The organism is Desertibacillus haloalkaliphilus (assembly GCF_019039105.1).
GTDB classification, from domain to species: domain Bacteria; phylum Bacillota; class Bacilli; order Bacillales; family KJ1-10-99; genus Desertibacillus; species Desertibacillus haloalkaliphilus.
This window is the reverse complement of the sequence record NZ_JAHPIV010000300.1, coordinates 1-387: the sequence shown is the minus strand read 5'-3', so window position 1 is coordinate 387 and position 387 is coordinate 1. Positions and strand designations below refer to the sequence as shown.

Sequence of the window (387 nt, the reverse complement as noted above, 5' to 3'; positions counted from 1 at the left end):
AAAGGGAAGAGAAGGGGAGAAGAGAGGGGGAAAGGAAGAGGAAGGGGAAGAAAGGGGGGAGGAAAGAAAGGGAAAGGAGGGGGAAGGGGGAGAAAGAGAAGGAAGAAAGGGGGGGGGGAAGAAAAGAAGGAGGGAAGGAGGGGAGGGGGAAGGAAGAGAAAGAGAAGAAGGGAGAAAGGAAGGGGGGGAGAAAGAAAGAAAGGAAAAAGAAAAAAAAGGAAGAAGGGAAGGAAGGGAAGAAGAGGAGAGAGGAGGGAGGGGGGAAAAAGGGGAAAAAGGGAAAAAAGAAAGAAGAGGGGGGAGGAGGAAAGGAAGGGGGGGGGGGGAAAAAGGGGGGAAGGGAGGGGAGGGGAGAGAAGGGAAAGAGGGGGGGAAGAGGAAAAGAAA

At 53.5% G+C, this 387-nt stretch carries 1 protein-coding gene; it reads left to right on the top strand.

Features of this window, described 5'->3' with window-relative positions; all coding sequences use genetic code 11:
* Positions 1–387: hypothetical protein (locus tag KH400_RS29975; protein WP_217228278.1), on the top strand; the 387-nt coding region annotated here is incomplete at both ends.